Origin of the sequence: Citrobacter amalonaticus, from assembly GCF_018323885.1 — a bacterium.
In the GTDB taxonomy this organism is placed as follows: domain Bacteria; phylum Pseudomonadota; class Gammaproteobacteria; order Enterobacterales; family Enterobacteriaceae; genus Citrobacter_A; species Citrobacter_A amalonaticus.
In genome coordinates this window covers 4,330,919-4,356,829 of sequence record NZ_AP024585.1, presented here as the reverse complement: position 1 = coordinate 4,356,829, position 25,911 = coordinate 4,330,919, and the positions used below count along the sequence as shown (strand labels likewise).

General features: G+C 53.3%; 12 protein-coding genes, 1 tRNA gene and 3 rRNA genes. 12 read left to right on the top strand and 4 right to left on the bottom strand.

The window, feature by feature from the left end; translation table 11 throughout:
* Positions 1-8: 8 nt before the first annotated feature.
* Positions 9-1,598 (bottom strand): bifunctional phosphoribosylaminoimidazolecarboxamide formyltransferase/IMP cyclohydrolase, encoded by a 1,590-nt coding sequence (gene purH / locus KI228_RS20585; RefSeq protein WP_044256817.1) that lies wholly within the window; start codon positions 1,596-1,598, stop codon positions 9-11.
* Positions 1,599-2,223: 625 nt separating this feature from the next.
* On the opposite strand from purH, the gene KI228_RS20580 reads away from it, so the two are divergent.
* The 4 genes from KI228_RS20580 to rrf all read left to right on the top strand — a co-directional run bounded on the left by KI228_RS20580 (position 2,224) and on the right by rrf (position 7,242).
* Positions 2,224-3,765: ribosomal RNA gene (locus tag KI228_RS20580) — 16S ribosomal RNA — on the top strand.
* An 86-nt stretch (positions 3,766-3,851) separates the two neighbouring features.
* Positions 3,852-3,927 (top strand) — tRNA-Glu (locus tag KI228_RS20575).
* A 196-nt stretch (positions 3,928-4,123) separates the two neighbouring features.
* A 23S ribosomal RNA gene (locus KI228_RS20570) occupies positions 4,124-7,030 on the top strand.
* A 96-nt stretch (positions 7,031-7,126) separates the two neighbouring features.
* Positions 7,127-7,242: ribosomal RNA gene (gene rrf / locus KI228_RS20565) — 5S ribosomal RNA — on the top strand.
* The 16S, 23S and 5S rRNA genes sit together here with 1 tRNA gene alongside, the layout of an rRNA operon.
* Before the next feature lie 164 nt (positions 7,243-7,406).
* On the opposite strand, the gene KI228_RS20560 is transcribed toward rrf, so the two are convergent.
* Complete coding sequence (locus KI228_RS20560; RefSeq protein ID WP_061069513.1) at positions 7,407-7,856, bottom strand: acetyltransferase; 450 nt, start codon at positions 7,854-7,856, stop codon at positions 7,407-7,409.
* 156 nt (positions 7,857-8,012) lie between these two features.
* On the opposite strand from KI228_RS20560, the gene metA reads away from it, so the two are divergent.
* The 4 genes from metA (at position 8,013) to aceK (ending at position 14,149) form a co-directional block, all read left to right on the top strand.
* On the top strand, positions 8,013-8,942 hold the full coding sequence (gene metA, locus KI228_RS20555) for a homoserine O-acetyltransferase MetA (RefSeq protein ID WP_042998991.1): 930 nt from the start codon (positions 8,013-8,015) through the stop codon (positions 8,940-8,942).
* Between the two features lie 268 nt (positions 8,943-9,210).
* A complete protein-coding gene (gene aceB, locus KI228_RS20550; protein ID WP_141227669.1) occupies positions 9,211-10,812 on the top strand; it encodes a malate synthase A in 1,602 nt (533 codons plus the stop codon).
* Positions 10,813-10,969: 157 nt separating this feature from the next.
* Positions 10,970-12,274, top strand: a complete 1,305-nt coding sequence (aceA, locus tag KI228_RS20545) for an isocitrate lyase (RefSeq protein WP_044268583.1) — start codon at positions 10,970-10,972, stop codon at positions 12,272-12,274.
* Between the two features lie 102 nt (positions 12,275-12,376).
* The gene (gene aceK, locus KI228_RS20540) at positions 12,377-14,149 is read left to right on the top strand and encodes a bifunctional isocitrate dehydrogenase kinase/phosphatase (protein ID WP_042998993.1); all 1,773 of its coding nucleotides are present in this window, start codon (positions 12,377-12,379) and stop codon (positions 14,147-14,149) included.
* A 51-nt stretch (positions 14,150-14,200) separates the two neighbouring features.
* Here the strand turns inward: aceK and iclR are convergent, their stop codons facing one another.
* Positions 14,201-15,025: a glyoxylate bypass operon transcriptional repressor IclR gene (gene iclR, locus KI228_RS20535; RefSeq protein WP_042320966.1), complete on the bottom strand. Its 825-nt coding sequence runs from the start codon at positions 15,023-15,025 to the stop codon at positions 14,201-14,203.
* A gap of 193 nt (positions 15,026-15,218) precedes the next feature.
* On the opposite strand from iclR, the gene metH reads away from it, so the two are divergent.
* Entirely contained in the window at positions 15,219-18,902 is a 3,684-nt protein-coding gene (gene metH / locus KI228_RS20530; RefSeq protein ID WP_044253418.1) for a methionine synthase, read from the top strand.
* 263 nt (positions 18,903-19,165) lie between these two features.
* Positions 19,166-20,797, top strand: a complete 1,632-nt coding sequence (locus KI228_RS20525; RefSeq protein ID WP_042998996.1) for a Na/Pi cotransporter family protein — start codon at positions 19,166-19,168, stop codon at positions 20,795-20,797.
* A gap of 93 nt (positions 20,798-20,890) precedes the next feature.
* Here KI228_RS20525 and pepE read toward each other — a convergent pair whose 3' ends face one another.
* On the bottom strand, positions 20,891-21,580 hold the full coding sequence (gene pepE / locus KI228_RS20520) for a dipeptidase PepE (RefSeq protein WP_044253414.1): 690 nt from the start codon (positions 21,578-21,580) through the stop codon (positions 20,891-20,893).
* Positions 21,581-22,392: 812 nt separating this feature from the next.
* Here pepE and KI228_RS20515 point away from each other — a divergent pair.
* The gene (locus KI228_RS20515) at positions 22,393-22,938 is read left to right on the top strand and encodes a hypothetical protein (RefSeq protein ID WP_042998998.1); all 546 of its coding nucleotides are present in this window, start codon (positions 22,393-22,395) and stop codon (positions 22,936-22,938) included.
* A gap of 272 nt (positions 22,939-23,210) precedes the next feature.
* Positions 23,211-25,901: an autotransporter outer membrane beta-barrel domain-containing protein gene (locus KI228_RS20510; RefSeq protein WP_224267561.1), complete on the top strand. Its 2,691-nt coding sequence runs from the start codon at positions 23,211-23,213 to the stop codon at positions 25,899-25,901.
* Positions 25,902-25,911 lie beyond the last annotated feature (10 nt).

Genomic DNA, 25,911 nt, shown 5'->3' with positions numbered 1-25,911 from the left:
TCGCTCCATTAATGGCGGAAGTGGCGCATGTCGGTGAAGATCATCGCAATGCCGTGTTCGTCAGCAGCGGCAATGACTTCATCATCACGGATGGAACCGCCTGGCTGGATCACGCAGCTCACGCCAACAGCGGCAGCAGCATCAATACCATCGCGGAACGGGAAGAAGGCGTCGGACGCCATCGCGGAACCTTTCACTTCCAGACCTTCATCCGCGGCTTTGATCCCGGCAATTTTAGCGGAGTAGACGCGGCTCATCTGGCCTGCGCCAATACCGATAGTCATGTTCTCTTTGGCGTAAACAATGGCGTTGGATTTAACGAACTTCGCGACTTTCCAGCAGAACAGCGCGTCGCGCAGTTCCTGTTCGGTCGGCTGGCGCTTCGTCACCACGCGCAGCTCACCGGCAGTGACCATACCCAGATCGCGATCCTGTACCAGCAGACCGCCGTTAACACGTTTGAAATCCAGGCCCGGCACGCGCTCAGCCCACTGACCGCAGGTCAGAACGCGCACGTTTTGCTTGGCAGCGGTGATTTTCAGCGCCTCATCGGTCGCAGATGGAGCGATGATCACTTCGACAAACTGACGGGAGATGATGGCCTGCGCCGTTTCAGCATCCAGTTCGCGGTTAAAGGCGATGATGCCGCCGAAGGCAGATGTTGGGTCGGTTTTGTAGGCGCGATCGTAGGCATCCAGAATAGAGGTGCTTACGGCAACGCCGCATGGGTTCGCGTGCTTGACGATAACGCAGGCTGGCTCGCTGAACTCTTTCACACATTCCAGCGCGGCGTCGGTATCGGCGATGTTGTTATAGGAGAGTGCTTTGCCCTGAACCTGCTGAGCGGTTGCAACGGAGGCTTCTTGTACGTTCTCTTCTATATAGAAGGCAGCCTGCTGGTGGCTGTTTTCACCGTAGCGCATATCCTGCTTCTTAATGAAGTTCAGATTCAGCGTCCGCGGGAAGCGACCCGCGGCGTCTTTGCTTTCGCCGTGATAGGCCGGAACCATGCTGCCAAAATAGTTGGCAATCATACTGTCGTAAGCGGCGGTGTGTTCGAAGGCTTTAATCGCGAGGTCGAAACGGGTATCGAGGGTCAAAGAGCCGTCGTTGGCATCCATCTCTTTAATAATGGCGTCGTAGTCGCTGCTCTTTACAACGATTGCGACATCTTTATGGTTCTTTGCGGCAGAGCGCACCATTGTCGGCCCGCCGATGTCGATGTTCTCTACAGCATCTTCCAGTGAGCAGCCTTCGCGGGCAACGGTCTGGGCGAACGGATAAAGGTTAACAACCACCATGTCGATGGGGGCGATGCCGTGCTGTTCCATAATCCCGTCATCCTGACCGCGACGACCGAGAATGCCGCCGTGTACTTTAGGATGCAGGGTTTTGACGCGTCCATCCATCATTTCCGGGAAACCGGTGTAATCGGAAACTTCGGTCACCGGCAGACCTTTCTCTGCTAACAGACGGGCAGTGCCCCCTGTCGACAGCAGATCCACACCACGTGCGGAAAGTGCCTGGGCGAATTCGACGATACCAGCTTTGTCAGAAACACTGAGCAGAGCGCGGCGGACTGGACGACGTTGTTGCATGGTAAATCCCCTGGATTTGACGATAACAGAGAGCGTTAGCTGAATTTTTCGTGAAAAACTTAGCTAACGCCCCTTACGGGGCATCCTTGTTTTGCGGGGGCATTGTAACGAAAACGTTTGCGCAACGCTCGCGAATTTTTCTTTTTCGATTCTGGTTCTGATTTTCTCTCTATATAGATCGTTAACGGCAGGGAAGATCCGCTCAAAGATCCCGACGATTGTGGATAAGTCTGTGTGTAAAAGGGTATAAGGCGGGGTTTTGCTGGGGAATGCAGCAGTCAGTCATTTTTCTGCAACTTTTCTATTGCGGATGCTCGGGAACTCCCTATAATGCGCCTCCATCGACACGGCGGATGTGAATCACTTCACACAAACAGCCGGTTCGGTTGAAGAGAAAAATCCTGAAAATCAGGGTTGACTCTGAAAGAGGAAAGCGTAATATACGCCACCTCGCGACAGAACGCTAAAGCGCGTCGCAACTGCTCTTTAACAATTTATCAGACAATCTGTGTGGGCACTCAGAGTGACATGGATTCTTAACGTCGCAAGACGAAAAATGAATACCAAGTCTCAAAGAGTGAACACGTAATTCATTACGACGTTTAATTCTAAGAGCATCAAACTTAAATTGAAGAGTTTGATCATGGCTCAGATTGAACGCTGGCGGCAGGCCTAACACATGCAAGTCGAACGGTAACAGGAAGCAGCTTGCTGCTTCGCTGACGAGTGGCGGACGGGTGAGTAATGTCTGGGAAACTGCCCGATGGAGGGGGATAACTACTGGAAACGGTAGCTAATACCGCATAATGTCGCAAGACCAAAGAGGGGGACCTTCGGGCCTCTTGCCATCGGATGTGCCCAGATGGGATTAGCTAGTTGGTGAGGTAACGGCTCACCAAGGCGACGATCCCTAGCTGGTCTGAGAGGATGACCAGCCACACTGGAACTGAGACACGGTCCAGACTCCTACGGGAGGCAGCAGTGGGGAATATTGCACAATGGGCGCAAGCCTGATGCAGCCATGCCGCGTGTATGAAGAAGGCCTTCGGGTTGTAAAGTACTTTCAGCGGGGAGGAAGGGGTTAAGGTTAATAACCTTAGCCATTGACGTTACCCGCAGAAGAAGCACCGGCTAACTCCGTGCCAGCAGCCGCGGTAATACGGAGGGTGCAAGCGTTAATCGGAATTACTGGGCGTAAAGCGCACGCAGGCGGTCTGTCAAGTCGGATGTGAAATCCCCGGGCTCAACCTGGGAACTGCATTCGAAACTGGCAGGCTTGAGTCTCGTAGAGGGGGGTAGAATTCCAGGTGTAGCGGTGAAATGCGTAGAGATCTGGAGGAATACCGGTGGCGAAGGCGGCCCCCTGGACGAAGACTGACGCTCAGGTGCGAAAGCGTGGGGAGCAAACAGGATTAGATACCCTGGTAGTCCACGCCGTAAACGATGTCTATTTGGAGGTTGTGCCCTTGAGGCGTGGCTTCCGGAGCTAACGCGTTAAATAGACCGCCTGGGGAGTACGGCCGCAAGGTTAAAACTCAAATGAATTGACGGGGGCCCGCACAAGCGGTGGAGCATGTGGTTTAATTCGATGCAACGCGAAGAACCTTACCTGGTCTTGACATCCACAGAACTTGGCAGAGATGCCTTGGTGCCTTCGGGAACTGTGAGACAGGTGCTGCATGGCTGTCGTCAGCTCGTGTTGTGAAATGTTGGGTTAAGTCCCGCAACGAGCGCAACCCTTATCCTTTGTTGCCAGCGGTCCGGCCGGGAACTCAAAGGAGACTGCCAGTGATAAACTGGAGGAAGGTGGGGATGACGTCAAGTCATCATGGCCCTTACGACCAGGGCTACACACGTGCTACAATGGCATATACAAAGAGAAGCGACCTCGCGAGAGCAAGCGGACCTCATAAAGTATGTCGTAGTCCGGATTGGAGTCTGCAACTCGACTCCATGAAGTCGGAATCGCTAGTAATCGTGGATCAGAATGCCACGGTGAATACGTTCCCGGGCCTTGTACACACCGCCCGTCACACCATGGGAGTGGGTTGCAAAAGAAGTAGGTAGCTTAACCTTCGGGAGGGCGCTTACCACTTTGTGATTCATGACTGGGGTGAAGTCGTAACAAGGTAACCGTAGGGGAACCTGCGGTTGGATCACCTCCTTACCTTAAAGAACCTGCCTTTGTAGTGCCCACACAGATTGTCTGATGAAAAGTAAAAAGCAAGGCGTCTTGCCGAAGCAGACTTCAGTGTCCCCTTCGTCTAGAGGCCCAGGACACCGCCCTTTCACGGCGGTAACAGGGGTTCGAATCCCCTAGGGGACGCCACTTGCTGGTTTGTGTGAGTGAAAGTCGCCGGCCTTTGTATCTCAAAACTGACTCAGCGAGTCATGTTTGAGATATTTGCTCTTTAAAAATCTGGATCAAGCTGAAAATTGAAACGACACACTGTGAATGGTGTGTTCGAGTCTCTCAAATTTTCGCAACACGATGATGAATCGAAAGAAACATCTTCGGGTTGTGAGGTTAAGCGACTAAGCGTACACGGTGGATGCCCTGGCAGTCAGAGGCGATGAAGGACGTGCTAATCTGCGAAAAGCGTCGGTAAGGTGATATGAACCGTTATAACCGGCGATGTCCGAATGGGGAAACCCAGTGCAATTCGTTGCACTATCGTTAACTGAATCCATAGGTTAACGAGGCGAACCGGGGGAACTGAAACATCTAAGTACCCCGAGGAAAAGAAATCAACCGAGATTCCCCCAGTAGCGGCGAGCGAACGGGGAGCAGCCCAGAGCCTGAATCAGCATGTGTGGTAGTGGAACGGTCTGGAAAGGCCGGCGATACAGGGTGACAGCCCCGTACACAAAATTGCATGTGTTGTGAGCTCGATGAGTAGGGCGGGACACGTGGTATCCTGTCTGAATATGGGGGGACCATCCTCCAAGGCTAAATACTCCTGACTGACCGATAGTGAACCAGTACCGTGAGGGAAAGGCGAAAAGAACCCCGGCGAGGGGAGTGAAAAAGAACCTGAAACCGTGTACGTACAAGCAGTGGGAGCCTCTTTAATGGGGTGACTGCGTACCTTTTGTATAATGGGTCAGCGACTTATATTCTGTAGCAAGGTTAACCGAATAGGGGAGCCGAAGGGAAACCGAGTCTTAACTGGGCGTTAAGTTGCAGGGTATAGACCCGAAACCCGGTGATCTAGCCATGGGCAGGTTGAAGGTTGGGTAACACTAACTGGAGGACCGAACCGACTAATGTTGAAAAATTAGCGGATGACTTGTGGCTGGGGGTGAAAGGCCAATCAAACCGGGAGATAGCTGGTTCTCCCCGAAAGCTATTTAGGTAGCGCCTCGTGAATTCATCTCCGGGGGTAGAGCACTGTTTCGGCTAGGGGGCCATCCCGGCTTACCAACCCGATGCAAACTGCGAATACCGGAGAATGTTATCACGGGAGACACACGGCGGGTGCTAACGTCCGTCGTGAAGAGGGAAACAACCCAGACCGCCAGCTAAGGTCCCAAAGTCATGGTTAAGTGGGAAACGATGTGGGAAGGCTCAGACAGCCAGGATGTTGGCTTAGAAGCAGCCATCATTTAAAGAAAGCGTAATAGCTCACTGGTCGAGTCGGCCTGCGCGGAAGATGTAACGGGGCTAAACCATGCACCGAAGCTGCGGCAGCGACACTAAGTGTTGTTGGGTAGGGGAGCGTTCTGTAAGCCTGTGAAGGTGTGCTGTGAGGCATGCTGGAGGTATCAGAAGTGCGAATGCTGACATAAGTAACGATAAAGCGGGTGAAAAGCCCGCTCGCCGGAAGACCAAGGGTTCCTGTCCAACGTTAATCGGGGCAGGGTGAGTCGACCCCTAAGGCGAGGCCGAAAGGCGTAGTCGATGGGAAACAGGTTAATATTCCTGTACCAGGTGTTACTGCGAAGGGGGGACGGAGAAGGCTATGTTGGCCGGGCGACGGTTGTCCCGGTTTAAGCGTGTAGGTGTGTGTTCCAGGTAAATCCGGTTCACTTTAACACTGAGGCGTGATGACGAGGCACTACGGTGCTGAAGTGACAAATGCCCTGCTTCCAGGAAAAGCCTCTAAGCATCAGGTAACATCAGATCGTACCCCAAACCGACACAGGTGGTCAGGTAGAGAATACCAAGGCGCTTGAGAGAACTCGGGTGAAGGAACTAGGCAAAATGGTGCCGTAACTTCGGGAGAAGGCACGCTGATATGTAGGTGAAGCGATTTACTCGTGGAGCTGAAATCAGTCGAAGATACCAGCTGGCTGCAACTGTTTATTAAAAACACAGCACTGTGCAAACACGAAAGTGGACGTATACGGTGTGACGCCTGCCCGGTGCCGGAAGGTTAATTGATGGGGTTATCCGTAAGGAGAAGCTCTTGATCGAAGCCCCGGTAAACGGCGGCCGTAACTATAACGGTCCTAAGGTAGCGAAATTCCTTGTCGGGTAAGTTCCGACCTGCACGAATGGCGTAATGATGGCCAGGCTGTCTCCACCCGAGACTCAGTGAAATTGAACTCGCTGTGAAGATGCAGTGTACCCGCGGCAAGACGGAAAGACCCCGTGAACCTTTACTATAGCTTGACACTGAACACTGGTCCTTGATGTGTAGGATAGGTGGGAGGCTTTGAAGCGCGGACGCCAGTTCGTGTGGAGCCGTCCTTGAAATACCACCCTTTAATGGCTGGTGTTCTAACGTGGGCCCGTAATCCGGGTTGCGGACAGTGTCTGGTGGGTAGTTTGACTGGGGCGGTCTCCTCCTAAAGAGTAACGGAGGAGCACGAAGGTTAGCTAATCCTGGTCGGACATCAGGAGGTTAGTGCAAAGGCATAAGCTAGCTTGACTGCGAGCGTGACGGCGCGAGCAGGTGCGAAAGCAGGTCTTAGTGATCCGGTGGTTCTGAATGGAAGGGCCATCGCTCAACGGATAAAAGGTACTCCGGGGATAACAGGCTGATACCGCCCAAGAGTTCATATCGACGGCGGTGTTTGGCACCTCGATGTCGGCTCATCACATCCTGGGGCTGAAGTAGGTCCCAAGGGTATGGCTGTTCGCCATTTAAAGTGGTACGCGAGCTGGGTTTAGAACGTCGTGAGACAGTTCGGTCCCTATCTGCCGTGGGCGCTGGAGAATTGAGGGGGGCTGCTCCTAGTACGAGAGGACCGGAGTGGACGCATCACTGGTGTTCGGGTTGTCATGCCAATGGCACTGCCCGGTAGCTAAATGCGGAAGAGATAAGTGCTGAAAGCATCTAAGCACGAAACTTGCCCCGAGATGAGTTCTCCCTGACCCTTTAAGGGTCCTGAAGGAACGTTGAAGACGACGACGTTGATAGGCCGGGTGTGTAAGCGCAGCGATGCGTTGAGCTAACCGGTACTAATGAACCGTGAGGCTTAACCTTACAACGCCGAAGCTGTTTTGGCGGATTGAGAGAAGATTTTCAGCCTGATTACAGATTAGATTAACCGGCGAAAGGCGGGTTAATAAACAGAATTTGCCTGGCGGCTGTAGCGCGGTGGTCCCACCTGACCCCATGCCGAACTCAGAAGTGAAACGCCGTAGCGCCGATGGTAGTGTGGGGTCTCCCCATGCGAGAGTAGGGAACTGCCAGGCATCAAACAAGTGAAGAGCCCATCCTGACGGATGGGCTCTTTGCGTTTCTGCCTGCAAATTTGGAGTGTGGCTTTGCCTTATCTGGCCTGTAGGCCTGACAGGCGCAGCGCCTCAGGCAGACCGCACCACTGCCGGATGGCGGCTTTGCCTTATCCGGCCTGCTGTCAGGACGAGGCTTTGTGATAACGCAAATGCAATAACGGATATGGCTGCCCAAGATCGTCGACCTCTGCGCGCCCCGTCACCCTGAATCCCATCTTCTTATAGAATCCAACAGCTTGTTCATTCTGCTCGTTCACGTTAGTGGTCAACGCGGGCGCTAGCGAAAGCGCATGCTCAATCAACAGTTTACCCACGCCACAGCCCCGAATATCGGGATCAACAAACAGCGCATCCATATGCTCTCCAGTGAGCAACATAAACGCGACGGGCTCATCCTGCTCATTAGCGGCAACCCATAAAGGGGCTTCGGGTAAAAACGAGCGGACTAGTTCCTCCAGCTTGATGCGGTACTCTTTAGACAGAAAATCATGCGTGGCGTCGACCGAACGGTACCAGATTGCAATCAGTTTGTTCCCTTCATCATGCCGCGATCGGCGTATGTTAATAACCATATTCTCTCCTTTTCGTTATGCTTATATTCTAACGTATCCGTCGTCGTGAAACTTTCTCACCTTTAACATGCAGGCTCGACATTGGCGTGATTTCTGAGTATCTTCAGCTATCTGGATGTCTAAACGTTTAAACGTATGTAGTGAGGTTATCAGGTTATGCCGATTCGTGTGCAGGACGAGCTACCCGCCGTCAATTTCTTACGTGAGGAAAACGTCTTTGTTATGACGACTTCCCGTGCTTCAGGTCAGGAAATTCGTCCGCTAAAGGTACTCATCCTCAACCTGATGCCGAAGAAAATCGAAACGGAAAATCAGTTTTTGCGGCTGCTGTCGAACTCTCCGTTGCAGGTGGATGTACAGTTACTGCGCATTGATGCACGTGAGTCGCGTAATACGCCAGCAGAGCATCTGAACAACTTCTACTGTAACTTTGAGGATATCTGCGATCAGAACTTCGATGGCTTGATCGTCACCGGCGCGCCGCTGGGTCTGGTGGAGTTCAATGATGTTGCCTACTGGCCACAGATCAAACAAGTGCTGGAGTGGGCGAAAGATCATGTCACCTCAACGCTGTTTGTCTGTTGGGCGGTCCAGGCAGCGCTTAATATCCTCTACGGTATTCCGAAACAGACCCGCACTGATAAGCTTTCTGGCGTTTATGAGCATCATATTCTTCACCCTCATGCACTGCTGACGCGGGGTTTTGATGATTCGTTCCTGGCCCCGCATTCACGCTATGCTGATTTCCCGTCAGTGTTGATCCGTGACTACACCGATCTTGAGATCCTCGCCGAGACTGAGAATGGTGATGCCTATCTTTTTGCCAGCAAAGATAAACGCATTGCGTTTGTCACGGGCCATCCGGAATATGATGCCAACACATTAGGTAGCGAATATTTCCGCGATGTAGAAGCCGGATTAAACCCCGACGTTCCCTACAATTATTTCCCGCAAAACGATCCCCAAAACAAACCTCGCGCTACCTGGCGAAGCCACGGTAATTTGCTGTTCATCAACTGGCTCAACTATTACGTCTACCAGATCACACCATATGATCTGCGTCACATGAATCCAACGCTGGATTAATCGTCTGTCGCTGACGATCCTAAAGCGTTTCAGCATAGTGAATCAGGCACCTTCGGGTGCCTTTTTTATTTCCGAAATGCACTTCAACTTGTGATTAAACTTTATTTTTATTGTTATCAACAGGTTAATTGATAATTAAATTAAAAATGGAAATTGTTTTTGATTTTGAAATTTAAATGAGTAGTCTTAGTTGTGCTGAACGAAAAGCGCACAACGATCCTTCGTTCGCATTGGGAATGCTTTGTTATCAATGACGAGGAGTTACAGAATGAATCAACAGGCAACGACTACCGATGAATTGATCTTTACCAGGCCCCATGGTGAGCCAGAGAAGCAGATCCTGACCGATGAAGCGGTCGAATTTCTCACTGAACTGGTGGCGCGCTTTACGACGAAGCGCAATAAGCTGCTCGCGGCTCGTATTCAGCAGCAGCGGGATATCGACAACGGTATATTGCCTGATTTTATTTCGGAAACTGTTTCCATTAGAAACGGAGGCTGGAAGATTCGCGGCATTCCGGAGGATTTACAGGATCGTCGGGTCGAAATCACCGGACCGGTTGAACGCAAGATGGTCATCAATGCGTTGAACGCGAATGTGAAGGTTTTTATGGCCGATTTCGAAGATTCGCTGGCACCGGAATGGAGCAAAGTGATCGACGGGCATATCAACCTGCGTGACGCGGTAAACGGCACCATCAGCTACACCAATGAAGCTGGCAAAATCTATCAGTTGAAGCCCAATCCGGCATTACTGATTTGCCGTGTGCGTGGTCTGCACCTGCCGGAAAAACATGTGACCTGGCGCGGTGAAGCGATCCCCGGCAGCCTGTTCGATTTTGCCCTCTATTTCTTCCATAACTACAAAGCGTTGCTGGCCAAAGGCAGCGGTCCCTATTTCTACCTGCCGAAAACGCAGGCCTGGCAGGAAGCGGCCTGGTGGAGTGAAGTCTTCAGCTATACCGAAGATCGTTTCAATCTGTCGCGCGGTACGATTAAAGCCACGTTGCTGATTGAAACCCTGCCGGCCGTGTTCCAGATGGACGAGATCCTGCACGCGCTGCGTGACCATATTGTCGGGCTGAACTGTGGTCGTTGGGATTACATCTTCAGCTATATCAAAACGCTGAAGAATCATCCGGATCGCGTTCTGCCGGACCGCCAGGTGGTGACGATGGATAAGCCTTTCCTTAGCGCCTATTCGCGTCTGCTGATTAAAACCTGTCACAAACGTGGTGCCTTCGCGATGGGCGGTATGGCGGCATTCATCCCGAGCAAAGACGCTGAACGCAATAATCAGGTACTCAGCAAGGTGAAAGCGGATAAAGCGCTGGAAGCCAATAACGGCCACGACGGCACGTGGATTGCGCATCCGGGACTGGCGGATACCGCGATGGCAGTCTTCAACGAGGTGCTCGGCGAGAACAAAAACCAGCTGTTTGTGACCCGTGATGAAGACGCGCCGATTACCGCAGAACAATTGCTGGCGCCATGTGAAGGCGAGCGTACGGAAGAGGGGATGCGCGCCAATATTCGCGTTGCGGTGCAGTACATCGAAGCGTGGATCTCCGGCAACGGCTGCGTGCCGATTTATGGCCTGATGGAAGATGCGGCGACAGCGGAGATCTCCCGTACGTCAATCTGGCAGTGGATCCATCACGAGAAAACCCTGAGCAACGGCAAACCGGTCACTAAGGCGCTGTTCCGCCAGATGTTGGCTGAAGAGATGCGGGTCATCCAGGACGAACTGGGTGAACACCGTTACAGCAGCGGCCGATTTGATGATGCCGCGCGCCTGATGGAGCAAATCACCACTTCTGACGAATTAATCGATTTCCTGACATTGCCAGGCTACCGCCTGCTGGCGTAAATGCCCAGGCTATTTTGTTCGCCATTTTGGCCCCGGGCCGTGCTCAAAATCCTCACGTACGATAAGTACGCTCCGGTTTTTGCGCGGCTTCCCGTGACCAAACTGCCTTCACCAATAACGCCTGGGAAGCCAGGAGAATAATATGGAGCATCTGCACATGAAAACCCGTACCCAACAGATCGAAGCGTTACAGAAAGAATGGACACAACCGCGCTGGGAAGGCATCCGTCGCCCGTACAGCGCGGAGGAAGTGGTGAAATTACGCGGCTCGGTTAACCCGGAATGCACGCTGGCGCAGCTGGGCGCAGCCAAAATGTGGCGTCTGCTGCACGGCGAATCGAAAAAAGGTTACATCAACAGCCTTGGTGCGCTGACCGGTGGTCAGGCGTTACAGCAGGCGAAAGCGGGTATCGAAGCGGTGTATCTGTCGGGGTGGCAGGTCGCAGCGGATGCCAACCTGGCGTCCAGTATGTACCCGGATCAATCGCTCTACCCGGCAAACTCTGTTCCGGCAGTGGTGGATCGGATCAACAACACCTTTCGCCGTGCGGATCAGATCCAGTGGTCCAGCGGTATTGAGCCCAACGATCCGCGCTATGTGGATTACTTCCTGCCAATCGTCGCCGATGCGGAAGCCGGGTTTGGCGGCGTACTGAATGCGTTTGAGCTGATGAAGTCGATGATTGAGGCCGGTGCAGCGGCTGTTCACTTCGAAGATCAACTGGCCTCGGTGAAGAAATGTGGTCATATGGGCGGCAAAGTGCTGGTGCCAACTCAGGAAGCGATTCAGAAACTGGTGGCTGCGCGTCTGGCGGCAGACGTTATGGGCGTCCCGACGCTGGTGATTGCGCGTACCGATGCGGATGCGGCGGATCTGATCACCTCCGACTGTGACCCGTACGACAGCGAATTTATTACCGGCGAGCGCACCAGTGAAGGATTCTTCCGTACGCGTGCCGGCATTGAGCAGGCGATCAGCCGTGGCCTGGCCTACGCCCCGTATGCCGATCTGGTGTGGTGTGAAACCTCGACGCCGGATCTGGAACTGGCGAAGCGTTTTGCCGATGCGATTCATGCGAAATTCCCAGGCAAACTGCTGGCCTATAACTGTTCGCCGTCGTTCAACTGGCAGAAGAATCTGGACGATAAGACTATCGCCAGCTTCCAGCAGCAGTTGTCCGATATGGGTTACAAATACCAGTTCATTACCCTGGCAGGTATTCACAGCATGTGGTTCAACATGTTCGACCTTGCGCACTCCTACGCGCAGGGTGAAGGCATGCGCCACTATGTTGAGAAGGTTCAGCAGCCGGAATTTGCGGCGGCTAAAGACGGTTACACCTTCGTGTCCCATCAGCAGGAAGTAGGGACAGGCTACTTTGATAAAGTCACCACCATCATTCAGGGCGGCACTTCCTCGGTGACCGCGCTGACCGGCTCGACCGAAGAATCACAGTTTTGATTAATGCCCGGTGGCGCTGCGCTTACCGGGCCTACGAAGGGATGTAGGCCGGATAAGCAGACGCGCTATCCGGCATGACGTTGTGCCGGATGAGGAGAAGCGATGACGCGTGGCCTGGAGTTACTGATTGCTCAGACGATTTTGCAAGGTTTCGACGCCCAGTATGGTCGATTTCTGGAAGTGACCTCCGGCGCGCAACAGCGCTTTGAACAGGCTGACTGGCATGCCGTGCAGCAGGCGATGAAAAGCCGTATTCACCTCTACGATCACCACGTGGGTCTGGTGGTGGAACAACTGCGCTGCATCACTGGCGGCAAAAGTACCGACGCCGCATTTTTGCTGCGTGTAAAAGAGCATTACACGGGGCTCCTGCCGGATTACCCGCGCTTCGAGATTGCGGAGAGCTTTTTTAACTCCGTATATTGTCGGTTATTTGACCACCGCTCGCTCACTCCCGAGCGGCTCTTTATTTTTAGCTCCCAGCCGGAACGTCGTTTCCGGACGATCCCGCGTCCGCTGGCAAAAGATTTCTTCCCGGATAGCGGTTGGGAACCGCTGCTCACCCGCATTCTCAGCGATCTGCCGTTGCGCCTGCCCTGGCAGAACAAAGGGCGCGATATTCGCTATATCATTGCACATCTGCGTGAAACCTTTGGTGAGGAGACGTTGCAGCAGTGCCATCTACAGGTGGCTAACGAGCTGTTTTATCGCAATAAAGCCGCATGGCTGGTCGGCAAACTCATCACGCCATCCGCCACGTTGCCCTTTTTGCTGCCGATTCATCGCACCGATGAAGGTGAACTGTTTGTGGATACCTGCCTGACCACCACGGCAGAAGCCAGTATCGTGTTCGGTTTCGCTCGTTCCTATTTTATGGTGTACGCGCCGCTGCCCGCCGCGCTGGTGGAATGGTTGCGCGAGATCCTGCCAGGAAAAACCACCGCTGAGTTATACATGGCGATTGGCTGTCAGAAACATGCGAAGACCGAGAGCTATCGCGAGTATTTGTTGTATCTGCGCAGCTGCGATGAGCAGTTCATTGAAGCGCCGGGCATACGTGGCATGGTGATGCTGGTCTTTACGCTGCCAGGGTTCGACCGGGTTTTTAAAATTATTAAAGATAAGTTCGCGCCGCAAAAAGAGATGTCTGCCGCCCACGTTCGCGCCTGCTATCAACTGGTGAAAGAGCACGATCGCGTGGGACGCATGGCAGATACCCAGGAGTTCGAAAATTTCGTGCTGGATAAACGTCAGATCGATCCGGCATTGATGGCGCTGTTACTTGAGGAAGTGCCGGAAAAGATAACCGATCTTGGTGAGCAGATTGTCATCCGTCATCTCTATATTGAGCGGCGGATGGTGCCGCTCAATATCTGGCTTGAGCAGGTCGAAGGTCAGCAACTGCGGGATGCGATTGAGGAGTACGGCAACGCGATTCGCCAGCTTGCCGCCGCCAATATTTTCCCCGGCGACATGCTGTTCAAAAACTTTGGCGTCACCCGTCATGGTCGCGTGGTGTTCTACGATTACGATGAAATCTGCTACATGACGGAAGTGAATTTCCGGGACATCCCGCCGCCGCGCTACCCGGAAGATGAGATGAGTGCCGAGCCCTGGTATAGCGTATCCCCTGGCGATGTGTTTCCTGAGGAGTTTCGCCACTGGTTATGCGCCGACCCACGCATCGGACCGCTGTTTGAGGAGATGCACGCCGATCTGTTTCGTGCCGATTACTGGCGCGCATTACAGACGCGCATTCGGGAAGGGCATGTTGAAGATGTTTACGCATATCGCCGTCGCCAGCGATTCAGCGTGCGTTATGAAACCGACCGGGCGCTTGCGCCGCCATCCGGCAATGTGCGCCGACCTGCCTGATGGCACGACGCTTATCAGGCTTGCCGAAAATGTTCCTGAGGGGGATTTTGTTTAACGAATCCCGCCGTATGCCAGCGTCACCTCTTTCGCCGCCTTGATCACCATCGCGCCAAACTCGGTCACGCGGTCGTCCGTGATGCGCGAAATCGGGCCAGAGATAGAGATTGCCGCGAACGGCTCGCGGTGTTCGTCATAAATGCACGACGCGACACAACGCAGACCGAGCGCATGTTCCTCATCATCAAAGGAATAACCGCGCTTGCGGGTCTGGGCGAGGTCGTCCTTCAGATGAACCGGGGAGACCAGCGTCGCGTGGGTGTATGCATGCAGCCCTTTGCGGTGCAGCAACTGGGTCACCTGTTCTTCGCTCAGTTGTGCTAAAAACGCTTTGCCTGCGCCAGAGGCGTGCATCGGCAGTTTACCGCCAATCGGCGCGGACATACGCATCAGTTGGGTACACTGTACCTGGTCAATGATAATTGCCTGATGATCACTTTGATCCAGCACCGCCAGATTCACCGTTTCGCCGGAATCTTCCATCAGTTTGCGCAGAATAGGGTGGACGATCGCCAGCAAATTGCGGCTCTGTAAAAAGCTGCTGCCGACGATAAACGCATGCGCGCCTATCGCCCAGTGTCCAAGGTCACCCACCTGACGCACAAAGCCCTGCTGCTGCATAGTGGTCAGTAAGCGATGAGTCGTGGAGTTCGGCAGGCCAGCCTGCTGTGCCAGCTCGGTCAATGCCACGCTGCCGTTGGATTCCGCGATCCATTCCAGCAGTTTCAGGCCACGGGTCAGCGACTGAACCTGTCCGGCAGCGGGGGCGGTCGTCGCGGCGGGTTTTCTGCCGCGTTTGGCGGGAACGGGTGCAACCATAGCGCATTCCTTTTCTGTATCGTGGAAATCATTTTCGTTTTATTCAATTATAATGCAAGAAGTCTTGTACTGATCGGATGAGTGAAGCTGAACATGTCTCATGTTGCCCGTTGTTGGCTTTTCCGTCAGCCCTGTTTATGCCACTATGTTTTGTTGACTTTTTCGGTCTGGTTAAGCGTTGTCGGGAGCAAGTGTGAGCAGCAAAGTTGAACAACTGCGTGCGCAGTTAAATGAACGTATTCTGGTGCTGGACGGCGGTATGGGCACGATGATCCAGAGCTATCGTCTGAGTGAAGAGGATTTCCGTGGTGAACGCTTTGCCGACTGGCCGTGCGACCTGAAAGGCAACAATGACCTGCTGGTGCTGAGTAAGCCAGAGGTGATCGCCGCGATTCATAACGCGTACTTTGACGCGGGCGCGGACATCATTGAAACCAACACGTTTAACTCCACCCCCATCGCGATGGCGGATTACCAGATGGAATCCCTGTCGGCGGAGATCAACTTTGCCGCCGCGAAACTGGCGCGTGCCTGTGCCGATGAGTGGACTGCCCGTACCCCGGAAAAACCGCGCTATGTTGCGGGCGTTCTCGGCCCAACCAACCGGACCGCATCGATCTCGCCGGATGTGAATGACCCGGCATTTCGTAATATCACCTTTGATCAGCTGGTGGCTGCTTACCGCGAATCCACCAAAGCGCTGGTGGAAGGTGGCAGTGACCTGATTTTGATCGAAACCGTCTTCGATACGCTGAACGCGAAAGCGGCGATTTTTGCGGTGAAAGAAGAGCTGGAAGCGCTGGGCATCGACCTGCCGATCATGATTTCCGGCACCATCACCGATGCTTCTGGACGTACCCTTTCCGGGCAAACGACAGAGGCGTTTTACAACTCCCTGCGCCATGCTGAACCTCTCACTTTCGGCCTCAACTGCGCGCTGGGGCCGGATGAACTGCGTCAGTATGTGCAGGAACTGTCTCGCATTGCTGAATGTTACGTGACTGCACACCCGAACGCCGGGCTGCCCAACGCTTTCGGTGAATACGATCTCGATGCCGATACGATGGCAAAACAGATCCGCGAATGGGCCGAAGCGGGCTTCCTGAATATCGTTGGCGGCTGCTGCGGCACCACACCGGAACACATCGCGGCAATGAGCAGGGCGGTCGAGGGACTGGCACCGCGCCCGTTGCCGGAGATCCCGGTGGCCTGCCGCTTATCCGGTCTCGAACCGCTGAATATTGGCGACGACAGCCTGTTTGTAAACGTCGGTGAGCGTACCAACGTTACCGGCTCCGCCAAATTTAAGCGCCTGATCAAAGAAGAAAAATACAGCGAAGCGCTGGACGTTGCCCGTCAGCAGGTAGAAAGCGGCGCACAGATTATTGATATCAACATGGATGAGGGGATGCTCGACGCCGAAGCGGCGATGGTGCGCTTTCTCAACCTGATCGCCGGTGAGCCTGACATTGCTCGTGTGCCGATCATGATTGACTCCTCAAAATGGGACGTCATTGAGAAAGGGCTGAAGTGCATCCAGGGGAAAGGCATCGTTAACTCCATCTCGATGAAAGAGGGGATTGAAACCTTTATCCATCATGCGAAGCTGCTGCGCCGCTACGGTGCGGCGGTGGTGGTGATGGCCTTTGATGAGCAGGGCCAGGCGGATACGCGTGCGCGTAAAATCGAGATTTGCCGCCGGGCGTACAGGATCCTCACCGAGGAGGTGGGCTTCCCGCCGGAAGACATCATTTTCGACCCGAATATTTTCGCAGTAGCAACCGGGATCGATGAGCACAACAACTACGCGCAGGACTTTATCGGTGCCTGTGAAGACATCAAACGCGAGCTGCCGCATGCGTTGATCTCCGGCGGCGTGTCCAACGTGTCATTCTCGTTCCGTGGCAACGATCCGGTGCGCGAAGCTATTCACGCGGTGTTCCTCTACTATGCCATTCGTAACGGTATGGACATGGGGATTGTCAACGCCGGGCAACTGGCGATTTACGACGATCTCCCTGCCGAGCTGCGCGATGCGGTGGAGGATGTGATCCTCAATCGGCGTGATGACGGCACCGAACGATTGCTGGAGCTGGCGGAGAGATATCGCGGTAGCAAAAGTGATGAGGCGGCCAACGCGCAACTGGCGGAGTGGCGCACCTGGGAAGTGAAAAAGCGCCTCGAATACTCGCTGGTTAAAGGCATCACCGAGTTTATCGAGCAGGACACCGAAGAGGCGCGTCAGCAGGCGGCCCGCCCGATTGAGGTGATTGAAGGGCCGCTGATGGACGGGATGAACGTCGTCGGCGACCTGTTCGGCGAAGGAAAAATGTTCCTGCCGCAGGTGGTGAAATCCGCCCGCGTAATGAAACAGGCGGTGGCGTATCTCGAACCGTTTATCGAAGCCAGTAAAGAGAAAGGCTCCAGCAATGGCAAAATGGTCATCGCCACCGTGAAGGGCGATGTCCACGATATCGGCAAAAATATCGTTGGCGTGGTCCTGCAATGTAACAACTACGAAATCGTCGATCTTGGCGTGATGGTGCCGGCGGAGAAAATTCTCCGAACCGCCAAAGAGGTGAATGCGGATCTGATAGGCCTTTCCGGGTTGATTACCCCGTCGCTGGACGAAATGGTCAACGTGGCGAAAGAGATGGAGCGTCAGGGCTTCACCATACCGCTGCTGATTGGCGGCGCGACGACCTCGAAAGCGCACACGGCGGTGAAAATCGAGCAGAACTACAGCGGCCCTACGGTGTATGTGCAGAACGCTTCGCGCACCGTCGGCGTGGTCGCCGCGTTGCTTTCTGATACCCAGCGCGATGACTTTGTCGCCCGTACCCGTAAAGAGTATGAAACCGTGCGCATCCAGCATGGGCGTAAGAAACCGCGCACGCCGCCGGTGACGCTCGCCGCCGCGCGGGATAACGATCTGGCGTTTGACTGGGAAAGCTATACCCCGCCAGTGGCGCACCGTCTGGGTGTGCAGGAGGTCGAAGCCAGCATCGAAACGCTGCGTAACTACATCGACTGGACGCCGTTCTTTATGACCTGGTCGCTGGCCGGGAAGTATCCGCGCATTCTGGAAGATGAAGTGGTAGGTGAAGAGGCGAAGCGCCTGTTTAAAGATGCCAACGACATGCTGGATAAACTGAGCGCAGAGAAGGCGCTGAATCCGCGCGGTGTGGTGGGGCTGTTCCCGGCAAACCGCGTGGGTGATGACATCGAAATCTATCGTGACGAAACGCGAACGCACGTGCTGACGGTCAGCCATCATCTGCGTCAACAGACTGAAAAAGTGGGCTTTGCTAACTACTGTCTGTCTGACTTCGTGGCGCCGAAGCTGACCGGCAAAGCGGACTACATCGGTGCTTTTGCGGTGACCGGTGGTCTGGAGGAGGACGCGCTGGCGGATGCGTTTGAAGCGCAGCACGATGATTACAACAAGATCATGGTGAAAGCGCTTGCTGACCGTCTGGCGGAAGCCTTCGCGGAATACCTGCATGAGCGCGTGCGTAAGGTCTACTGGGGCTATGCGCCGAACGAAAATCTCAGCAATGAAGAGCTGATTCGCGAAAACTACCAGGGAATTCGTCCGGCGCCGGGGTACCCGGCCTGTCCGGAGCATACCGAGAAAGGCACCATCTGGCAGTTGCTGGAAGTGGAAAAGCACACCGGCATGAAGCTTACCGAATCCTTCGCCATGTGGCCTGGCGCATCGGTTTCCGGCTGGTACTTCAGCCATCCGGACAGCAAGTATTACGCGGTTGCACAGATTCAGCGCGATCAGGTGGAAGACTACGCGTTCCGTAAAGGGATGAGTGTTTCTGACGTTGAGCGCTGGCTGGCCCCTAACCTGGGCTACGACGCCGACTGATTCACGAAACTGTCATCTTTCCTTACAACTAACAGGGTGCTTGTCGGGCACCCTGTCTCTTTCTTGCGTTTAAACCCTTATACTGGAAGAAGGCTATGACCTCTCTGGTTATATTTTTACACGCAATCATTCAAGTTGCGTCGAGGCGGCAAGCCTGGGAATCTCCAGGAGCTTACTGAAGTAAGTGACTGGAGTGAGCAGGCGCAGCCAACAAAGAGGCAGCTTGAAGGATAAAGTGTAAATGATAAGGAGTACCTGATTCCGTGCTAACCCTGCTCCACCTGCTTTCTGCTGTCGCCCTGCTGGTCTGGGGTACCCATATTGTGCGTACTGGCGTGATGCGTGTGTTCGGCGCCCGCCTGCGAACCGTGCTTAGCCGTAGCGTCGAAAAGAAACCGCTCGCCTTCTGCGCGGGAATTGGCGTCACTGCGCTGGTGCAGAGCAGTAATGCCACCACCATGCTGGTGACCTCGTTTGTTGCTCAGGATCTGGTCGCACTGACGCCTGCGCTGGTGATTGTGCTTGGTGCAGACGTAGGGACCGCGCTGATGGCGCGTATCCTCACCTTCGATTTATCGTGGCTCTCGCCGCTGTTGATTTTTATCGGCGTGATCTTCTTCCTCGGCCGTAAACAGTCACGCGCCGGACAACTGGGGCGCGTGGGGATCGGCCTTGGCCTGATCCTGCTGGCGCTGGAACTGATTGTCCAGGCCGTCACCCCTATAACCCAGGCCAACGGCGTACAGGTCATTTTTGCCTCGCTGACCGGCGATATCATGCTGGATGCGCTCATTGGCGCGATGTTCGCGATCATCAGTTATTCCAGCCTGGCGGCGGTACTGCTCACGGCCACCCTGACCGCGGCGGGGATCATCTCCTTCCCGGTGGCGCTGTGTCTGGTGATTGGCGCCAACCTCGGTTCCGGCCTGCTGGCGATGCTCAACAACAGCGCGGCTAATGCCGCGGCTCGTCGCGTGGCGCTTGGCAGTCTGTTGTTTAAGCTGGTGGGTAGCCTGATTATTCTGCCATTTGTCCATCCGCTGGCGAATCTGATGGATGAATTGCCGCTGGCGAAATCCGAGCTGGTGATCTATTTCCATGTTTTCTACAACCTGGTCCGCTGCCTGGCAATGATTCCTTTTGCCGAGCCGATGGCGCGCTTCTGTAAGCGCATCATCCGCGACGAGCCTGAGCTGGATGCGCATCTCAAGCCAAAGCATCTGGACGTTAGCGCGCTGGATACGCCGACCCTTGCGCTCGCCAATGCCGCCCGTGAGGCGCTGCGCATCGGCGATGCGATGGAACAGATGATGGAAGGGCTGAAGAAGGTGATGCATGGCGAGCCGCGCGAAGAGAAGGAGCTGCGCAAAATCGCGGATGACATCAACGTGCTCTACACTGCCATCAAACTCTATCTGGCGCGGATGCCGAAAGAGGAACTGGCGGAAGAGGAGTCGCGCCGCTGGGCGGAGATCATCGAGATGTCGCTCAACCTTGAACAGGCGTCGGATATTGTGGAGCGCATGGGGAGCGAGATTGCTGATAAATCGCTGGCGGCGCGGCGGGCGTTTTCTATTGAGGGGTTAAAAGAGCTGGATGCGCTGTACGACCAGTTGCTCAGCAACCTGCAACTGGCGATGTCGGTCTTCTTCTCCGGCGACGTGACCAGTGCCCGGCGGTTGCGCCGTAGCAAGCATCGTTTCCGCATACTGAATCGCCGTTACTCGCATGCGCACGTTGATCGTCTGCATCAGCAGAACGTACAAAGTATCGAGACCAGCTCTTTGCACCTGGGATTACTGGGGGATATGCAACGTCTGAACTCGTTGTTCTGTTCCGTGGCTTACAGCGTGCTGGAACAGCCGGACGAAGATGACGAGCGGGATGATTACTAACAGGCGGTAAGGCCGGATAGCGCTTATCCGGCCTACCAATTGCGCTCATTGCAGGCCGGATAAAGCATTTACGCTGCCATCCGACAACGTCGGTTAAAAGCAGTGACCTGCCTCAACGGCAACGGCGTCTTTACCGGCTTCGAACACGTAGGTGGTGTTCGGACCGCCAAGCACCGCCTGACCCTTACTCACTTTAATCCAGTTGCCTTCCGGCAGACCGATCACCGTCAGTTCAGGCGCGACAACCAGCAGCTCGCGAATACGCTGTTCACGCGTTTCGCCTTTGTGTCCTTCCGGCAGCGCGTTAGTGAAATGCGGGTTAATCTGCAACGGGAACAGGCCCAGCGCATCAAAACCTTGCGGATCAACAATCGGCATGTCGTTGGTGGTGCGGATGGTCTTGCAGGCGAGGTTGGCACCCGCACTCCAGCCGATGTACAGCGCACCGCGTTTAACCACGTCAACAATCGGTGCCAGCAACCCGCGCTCGCGGCTCTCTTTCAGTAACTGAAAAGTATTACCGCCACCGACAATCACCACTTCCGCATTTTCAATGGCCGCCACCGGATCAGTCACGGTGTGAATACCCACCACCTTGACGCCCATCGGGGCGAAGATTGCAGCCGTTTTTTCTGTGTATTCATCCCAGGTTTGCGTGACGCCTGCAAAGGGGATAAATACTGCCGAACGGCGCCCCTCAAGTTGCTCCGCAATCAGCGGCAGCGCATGCTCCATCCAGCCTTTACCCGGCAGTGTCGAGTTACTCAATAAAAGCAGTTCCATTCTTTCTCCCTGTAATCAGTAAATGACAAAACGCGGTCATGCTACCACTGACAGTGTAGCGCCTTACTGACATGGCTCACGATGTTGGAAGGGGGGGTAGAAAGGACCACTGACTCAATAATGAAAAATGCACGATATGCGTATTAAAGCGAGTGAAGATATTTCTCACTCTGCCAGTATGAACATGTAACGCCTTGATAATACAATAAACCAGGTGTGATTGAATTTATCGTAGTTGAAATGTTTATTCACTCTTTATGAAAAGTGAGAAGGGGATTTTTAAATTTTGACGGTTACTAATTTAAAACAGCAACATTGCGGTATTGCCCTGGATTTATCCCGAACAGGCTTAAGCGTATTGCGATAAGCACTATGAGGTTTCTGGCCCATGCTGAAGCATTGGCGTCTGTCCTCTGATCAACAACAGTGTCGCTATTTTCATTATTATGTAACTAAACATTTCAATTCGAATGGAAAAATTATTGTAACTCACTGAAATATAGGATTTTTACCAAAAATTAAAATTTATGTATCTTTTTGTTTTACTTACAAACAGTAAGGTAAATTCCGAAAAAAAGATCGATTACAACGATCGATACCTTTCTAGTGATAGTCTTTAACTATTGATTTTGTTTTATCGATCAGGTTTGACAATCAATATTGCTCATGTACTATTCTGTTTGAATCAATATTATACCGACAGCAGCAGAGTGGGTGTGCCGGACATCGTCAGAATAAATAACCTCGCCGGATAATAAATACCCCCTGAAAATAAAAAACAGGCTGTCCAGGATATAGGGAGCATCATCTGTATGACAAAGGAATATGTAAAGAAGAGCCATATTGCCAGTTGGCCTGAAAATGATGTTTATTTTTCCACGGGTATCTCTGCGCTGGCCAGAAAAGTGACTAATTCTCATTCCGGCTCAGACTATCTGTTTATTAATCTTAATAGTTATACCTTAAAGCTTTTTTTTCGATCGTTCTCTCAATTGAGCAAGAGTGGTTATCAGTTGATTATTATTTCAACCCAACGACTCATGCCGCTGGCTTTTTTCTGGCACCTGAAATGTCACGCCGTCAGCGCAATCTTCGAATCGCGTTGCTCTGTTCATGATGTTATTCGCGGTCTGGATACTGTCGCGACCGGGCGGCAGATCGTCTGGTCCTTCCCGGGGCCTGCCTGTTTACTCTCTTCAAGAGACGTTTTACTTCTGCGGCATTATCTTGAAGGGGGAAGTATGGGCTATTTACAAGAGAAACACTGCCGCGCGTATTCCACCTTGCAGGGATGGAAGACTACAGTCGCGCGGAAATTTAAAGTACGAAAACTCGAACATCTCCTTATTTCGAATTAATAATCATTGTCCAGTATGAATATTTCTGATGCCTGAGCGTCCAGTGGAATATTTATAAGCAAGATAGAACTGCCCGTTTAATAGGGATCTTATTAACTATGGATGTAGATATGAAACGCGTTTTTTACCATGCTTTTTTCCCCGCGTTATGTTTAACCGCGTACCCACTGACTGCGGCGGAAATGCTTCCCACACCTTATCCACCCGTGCAAACTACCACGATGCCGGACGACTTATTATCGAATTCGGATTATACGAATCACTGGGATTGGGTGAAAGAAACCTGGGAGAAAGGCTATTCCACTTTTTCCATCAAAGATAAAAAATATATTGCTAACCAGGAAATTACGCTGATCAATCCTGCTTTTTCTAAACAGGTCGTGACGTTATTAAATGAGTCGTATAGTTATAACAATACGTTGAATTCTGTGCAGCTTAATATCGGTGACGGTATATACGATGCCGCCGGTTCTGAAGCCGTGAATACCACGGTGAAAGGGGAATACACCAATAGTAAAGGGAATATTGAAACAGGTGTATTGCAACTTAATGGCGACGGGAAAGCCTTCCATACGCTGGTTGAGAATAACGGTGCCCTGACGATGAATGGTGATTCACAGGCGTATGACACCGTGGTGAAAGCCGGTGGTCGACAGACTGTTGGAGGCCGTGCTTATGCTCAGGCGAATCTCATCGATGGCGGTATTCAGGTGCTCTCAGTCACCAGTACGGCGTTGGCTGAAGATACCATTGTGCAAAATGGCGGCCAGCAAATCATTTATAACGGGACCGCGAAAAACTCGCACATTGGCGCCAACAGCTATCAGCTTGCCAGCGGTCTGGCTTTGGATACATACCTGTATAACGGCGCATTCCAGCAGGTGTTTAGCGGTAAAGGCGAAGAGTTCGTTGCGGACCGCAATACCACCGTTTATGCCGGTGCGCGACAAACGATAACCTCGGGTATTTCAGAAAATGCGCAGGTCTATGGCACGCAGGTGATTACCGGCGTAGACGGTCAATGGAGCGATGGAGACTGGGTTTCCGACAGTAATTCCAACGTTCGTGTCAACGGGCAGCAGGCGAAGGACGCCACTATCCATGCCGGTGGTTTGCAACGTATTCAAACCGGCAATGCCGATGGCACACAGGTCTATGGCACTCAACTTGTCAATGGTCAGAAAGGTGGCTGGGTTGGGGGAAGCTGGGTGGAGCAATCTGGATGGACCGGTGGCATTCGCGCTAACGCGACAAATACGACCGTTCATGCGGGCGGCCTTCAGCAACTTGCCTGGTACGGTGAAGCCAGTAATACGGTTATCGATGGCGGCCGTCAGGAAGTGCTTGCGCTGGGGCATATCTCGAACACAACGCTTCGCAATGGCGGGAGCAGCCTGATTGCCTATGGAGGCTATTCAACGGGGACACTGACGGTAGAAGACGGTTCACTGACTATGGAAGGGGGAAGTGTACACGACTGGACGGGGAATCTGGGTAAGGGCGCCTGGGCCGCGTCGGTGGACTTACAAGGCCCTTCTTCCGTTCTGTACTTAAAACACAACGCGGATACTGCGGAATCCGTCACGACGATTAAAGCCTTAACGCATAATGGTGTGGTGAATTTTAGTGCGCCAGAGGGACGCGACGCGGGACAGTTTAACCGTCTTGAACTCACCACGCTGGAGGGGACCGGGACTTTCGTTATGAACACCAATCTGTCCGGCGGGATTGGGGATTTTCTGAACGTTTCCGATGCCGTGACGGGGCAATTTAAGGTCACGGTGCATGATTCCGGAAGTGAGTTACGCAGTCGAGCGGCTACTCCTTATCACTTAATTTATGCGAATGGGAGCGGGGCAGACACCTTTGCGATGACCAACGGCAGCGTCGATCTTGGTGCGTACAAATACTATCTGGTGCATGGCGCCGATAGCGATAAGGATAACTGGTATTTGTCACCGCAGGCGAATACGCCAGAACCTGAGCCAGGCCCGGATCCTGAGCCGGGTCCAGGACCTTCGCCTGAACCGAATCCTGAACCGGGAGTTAAGCCGGATTTATCAGAAAGCGCGAAAGCGGTTATTGCCATGGCGAATGTGACACCCACTTTGTGGGACGCTGAGTTGTCAACGCTGCGAACCCGTCTCGGTGAAATTCGTCAGATGCGTGACTACGAAGAGGGCGCATGGGGCAAATACATCAGTAGCCGCTACCGCGTTTCCACAGAGCACGTGGCTTACCGTCAGGATGTGAACGGTGTGATGCTCGGTGGCGATAAGCGTTTTGATTTAGAAAATAGCGCACTGATTATGGGCAGTATGGCTTCCTATACGCGTGCGGATCTCGACTCATCCAGTACCAATGGCAAAGCGGACAGTTACGGCATTGGACTGTACACGACCTGGTTACACAACAGCGGTTATTACATCGATGGTGTGTTGAAAGCCAACTATTTCCGTACGGAGAACAACCCCTACTTCAACGGCGGACGCACCCATGCGAAAGATAATACCGTTGGCGGCGGGGCTTCAGTCGAGATCGGTAAGCATATTGCGCTTGAGACGTGGTTTGTTGAACCCTATCTCCAGGCATCATGGTTTATTGGCGACCAGACTCACTACAAACTCGACAGTGGCATGTCGGTTAAAGCGGATGCTGCGCGATCGTTAAAAGGGGAAACCGGGTTAACCTTCGGTAAGAATGTGACGCTGGTAGATGGGACACTGTTACAGCCGTATGCGAGAGTGGCCGTTCGTCATGAGTTTATGAAGAACAACGACGTCGTCATTAACCACACTGAGAAGTTCAAAAATGACCTGTCAGGGACAAGCGGCAAATATGGCTTGGGGATGACCGCGAAGCTAAGCGATCGGTGGTCCGCATGGGGAGAAGTCAGCTACGAAAAAGGCCAACATATCGAGACGCCTTATAGTGGTCAACTGGGTATCCGCTACAGTTTCTGAACGTTGTGAT

What these genes read in the sequence shown, in the direction of transcription:
- aceK (WP_042998993.1), top strand. Translation starts at nt 12,377, where the DNA reads ATGACGCGTGGCCTGGAGTTACTGATTGCTCAGACGATTTTGCAAGGT.
- purH (WP_044256817.1), bottom strand. Translation starts at nt 1,598, where the DNA reads ATGCAACAACGTCGTCCAGTCCGCCGCGCTCTGCTCAGTGTTTCTGAC.
- iclR (WP_042320966.1), bottom strand. Translation starts at nt 15,025, where the DNA reads ATGGTTGCACCCGTTCCCGCCAAACGCGGCAGAAAACCCGCCGCGACG.
- aceA (WP_044268583.1), top strand. Translation starts at nt 10,970, where the DNA reads ATGAAAACCCGTACCCAACAGATCGAAGCGTTACAGAAAGAATGGACA.
- KI228_RS20560 (WP_061069513.1), bottom strand. Translation starts at nt 7,856, where the DNA reads ATGGTTATTAACATACGCCGATCGCGGCATGATGAAGGGAACAAACTG.
- pepE (WP_044253414.1), bottom strand. Translation starts at nt 21,580, where the DNA reads ATGGAACTGCTTTTATTGAGTAACTCGACACTGCCGGGTAAAGGCTGG.
- KI228_RS20515 (WP_042998998.1), top strand. Translation starts at nt 22,393, where the DNA reads ATGACAAAGGAATATGTAAAGAAGAGCCATATTGCCAGTTGGCCTGAA.
- aceB (WP_141227669.1), top strand. Translation starts at nt 9,211, where the DNA reads ATGAATCAACAGGCAACGACTACCGATGAATTGATCTTTACCAGGCCC.
- metA (WP_042998991.1), top strand. Translation starts at nt 8,013, where the DNA reads ATGCCGATTCGTGTGCAGGACGAGCTACCCGCCGTCAATTTCTTACGT.